At 62.1% G+C, this 3,284-nt stretch carries 4 protein-coding genes; all 4 read left to right on the top strand.

The features are described from left to right. The coding region (gene sdhC, locus QCE63_RS35395) for a succinate dehydrogenase, cytochrome b556 subunit (RefSeq protein ID WP_309839907.1) at window positions 1-399 on the top strand (399 nt) is incomplete at its 5' end. Between the two features lie 15 nt (window positions 400-414). Beyond that, window positions 415-783 carry a succinate dehydrogenase, hydrophobic membrane anchor protein gene (gene sdhD, locus QCE63_RS35400; protein ID WP_309839909.1) on the top strand — a complete coding sequence of 123 codons (369 nt, stop codon included), beginning with the start codon at window positions 415-417 and terminating at the stop codon, window positions 781-783. Window positions 784-788: 5 nt separating this feature from the next. Next, complete coding sequence (gene sdhA, locus QCE63_RS35405; RefSeq protein WP_309839912.1) at window positions 789-2,564, top strand: succinate dehydrogenase flavoprotein subunit; 1,776 nt, start codon at window positions 789-791, stop codon at window positions 2,562-2,564. 17 nt (window positions 2,565-2,581) lie between these two features. Further along, on the top strand, window positions 2,582-3,283 hold the full coding sequence (locus tag QCE63_RS35410; protein WP_050454292.1) for a succinate dehydrogenase iron-sulfur subunit: 702 nt from the start codon (window positions 2,582-2,584) through the stop codon (window positions 3,281-3,283). Window position 3,284: the final 1 nt, after the last annotated feature.

Raw genomic sequence — 3,284 nt, forward strand, 5'->3', positions numbered from 1 at the left:
GTAAAAAAACCAAGGCCCGAGTACCGGAACATCGGACTCGGCCAACTCGCGAAGTATCGCTTGCCGCTGGCGGGGAAGGTCTCCATCCTGCATCGCGTGAGCGGCCTGCTGCTCTTCGTGTGCCTGCCGTTCATCCTGTACCTGCTCGATCAGAGCCTTACGTCGGAAATCAGTTTCGACGCCTTCAAGGGCTTCCTCGCCAACCCCATCGTCAAGATCATCACGCTCGTGCTGTCGTGGGCGTATCTGCATCACTTCTGCGCGGGCATCCGCTTTCTGCTGCTCGATACGCACGTCGGCGTGAGCAAGGACGGCGGCAAGCAGAGCGCCATGATCGTGCTGATCGTCTCGCTGCTGCTCACGCTCGCGATGGCGCTCAAGCTCTTCGGCGCCTTCTAAGGAGTTTATAAAAACATGGCAACCCACAATCGAGTCGGCCCCAAGCGCCTGGTCGTCGGCGCCCACTACGGTCTGCGCGACTGGCTCGCGCAACGCATCACCGCCGTCGCGATGGCCGTCTACACCATCGTGCTGCTCGTGCTGTTCTTCGGCGCGCAGAACTTCTCCTACGAAGGCTGGGCAGGCATCTTCGCGATGCAGTGGATGAAGCTCGCCACCTTCGTCGTCTTGCTGTGCCTGTTCTATCACGCGTGGGTCGGCATTCGCGACATCTGGATGGACTACGTCAAGCCCATGGGCCTGCGCCTGTTCCTTCAGGTGCTGACCATCCTGTGGCTCATCGGATGCGCCGGCTACGCCGCACAGATTCTCTGGAGAGTGTAAAGAACATGGCTGCAATCAAGACTTCCCTGCCGCGTCGTCGCTTTGACGTGGTCATCGTCGGCGCGGGCGGCTCGGGCATGCGCGCCTCGCTGCAACTGGCGCGCGCGGGGCTCTCCGTCGCCGTGCTCTCGAAGGTGTTCCCGACGCGTTCGCATACGGTCGCTGCACAAGGCGGCATCGGTGCGTCGCTCGGCAACATGAGCGAAGACAACTGGCACTATCACTTCTACGACACCATCAAGGGCTCCGACTGGCTCGGCGACCAGGATGCAATCGAGTTCATGTGCCGCGAAGCGCCCAATGCCGTGTATGAACTCGAACACATGGGCATGCCGTTCGATCGCAACGCGGACGGCACGATCTATCAACGTCCGTTCGGCGGGCACACGGCGAACTACGGCGAGAAGCCGGTGCAACGTGCGTGCGCTGCCGCTGACCGTACCGGTCACGCCCTGCTGCACACGCTGTATCAGCAGAACGTGGCGGCCAAGACGCACTTCTTCGTCGAATGGATGGCGCTGGACCTGATCCGCGACGCCGAAGGCGATGTGCTCGGCGTCACCGCGCTCGAGATGGAAACGGGCGAGGTCTATATCCTCGAAGGCAAGACCACGCTGTTCGCAACCGGCGGCGCGGGACGTATCTTCGCGGCCTCGACCAATGCGTTCATCAACACCGGCGACGGCCTGGGCATGGCGGCGCGCTCGGGCATCGCGCTGCAGGACATGGAGTTCTGGCAGTTCCACCCCACAGGCGTGGCCGGCGCGGGCGTGTTGATCACCGAAGGCGTGCGCGGCGAGGGCGGCATCCTGCGCAACTCGAATGGCGACCGCTTCATGGAGCGCTATGCGCCGACGCTGAAGGATCTGGCGCCGCGCGACTTCGTTTCGCGTTCGATGGATCAGGAAATCAAGGAAGGCCGCGGCGTGGGTCCGAACAAGGATCACGTGCTGCTGGACCTGTCGCACATCGGCGCCGAGACGATCATGAAGCGTCTGCCGTCGATTCGCGAGATCGCGCTGAAGTTCGCGAACGTGGACTGCATCAAGGAGCCGATCCCGGTCGTGCCGACCATCCATTATCAGATGGGTGGCATTCCGACCAACATGCATGGTCAGGTTGTCGGTACGTCCAAGGGCTACAACGATCCGGTCAACGGCTTCTACGCCGTGGGCGAATGCTCGTGCGTCTCGGTGCACGGCGCGAACCGCCTGGGCACGAACTCGCTGCTGGACCTGGTGGTGTTTGGCCGCGCGGCGGGCAATCACATCATCAAGCATGCGCGTGAGCTGAAGGAACACAAGCCGCTGCCGGCCGATGCCGCCGACTTCGCCATGGAACGTCTCGCGGTGCTGGAGAAGTCCACGTCGGGCGAATACACGCAGAACATCGCCAACGACATCCGCTCGACGATGCAGGCGCACGCAGGCGTGTTCCGTACCGCCAAGCTGCTGGAAGACGGCGTCGAGAAGATCGCGGAAGTGGCGGAGCGCGTGAAGCACGTGCATCTGAAGGACAAGTCGAAGGTGTTCAACACCGCGAAGGTCGAGGCGCTGGAACTGGCGAACCTGATCGAGGTGGCGCGCGCGACGATGGTGTCGGCGGAAGCGCGCAAGGAAAGCCGCGGGGCGCATGCGCACAGCGACTACGAGCATCGCGACGACGAGAACTGGATGCAGCACACGCTGTGGTTCAGCGAGGGTGACCGGCTGGACTACAAGCCGGTGCAGATGAAGCCGCTGACGGTCGAATCGGTGCCGCCGAAGGCACGCACCTTCTAAGGCACGAGGATAGAGAAATGGCCAAGAGAATCTTTGAAGTTTATCGCTACGATCCGGACAAGGACGCAGCGCCGCGCATGCAGACGTATGAGCTCGATCTGACGCATGAACGCATGCTGCTGGACGCATTGGTGAAGCTGAAGGAAGTGGACGAGACATTGTCGTTCCGTCGTTCGTGCCGCGAGGGCGTGTGCGGTTCGGACGCGATGAACATCAACGGCAAGAACGGTCTGGCGTGCCTGACGAACCTGAACGAGCTGCCGCAGAAGATCGTGCTGCGTCCGCTGCCGGGTCTGCCGGTGGTGCGTGACCTGATCTGCGACTTCACGCAGTTCTTCAACCAGTATCATTCAATCAAGCCGTACCTGATCAACGACACGCCGCCGCCGGAGAAGGAGCGTCTGCAATCGCCGGTCGAGCGCGACGAACTGGACGGCCTGTACGAGTGCATTCTGTGCGCGAGTTGCTCGACGTCGTGTCCGAGCTTCTGGTGGAATCCGGACAAGTTCGTGGGACCCGCGGGCTTGCTGCAGGCCTATCGTTTCATCGCGGACAGCCGCGACGAAGCGACGGGCGAACGACTCGACAACCTGGAAGATCCGTACCGTCTGTTCCGTTGCCACACGATCATGAATTGCGTCGACGTGTGCCCGAAGGGGCTCAACCCGACCAAGGCGATCGGCAAGATCAAGGAATTGATGGTGCGCCGGGCGGTTTGAG

It is taken from the genome of Caballeronia sp. LZ065 (assembly GCF_031450975.1).
Taxonomy (GTDB): domain Bacteria; phylum Pseudomonadota; class Gammaproteobacteria; order Burkholderiales; family Burkholderiaceae; genus Caballeronia.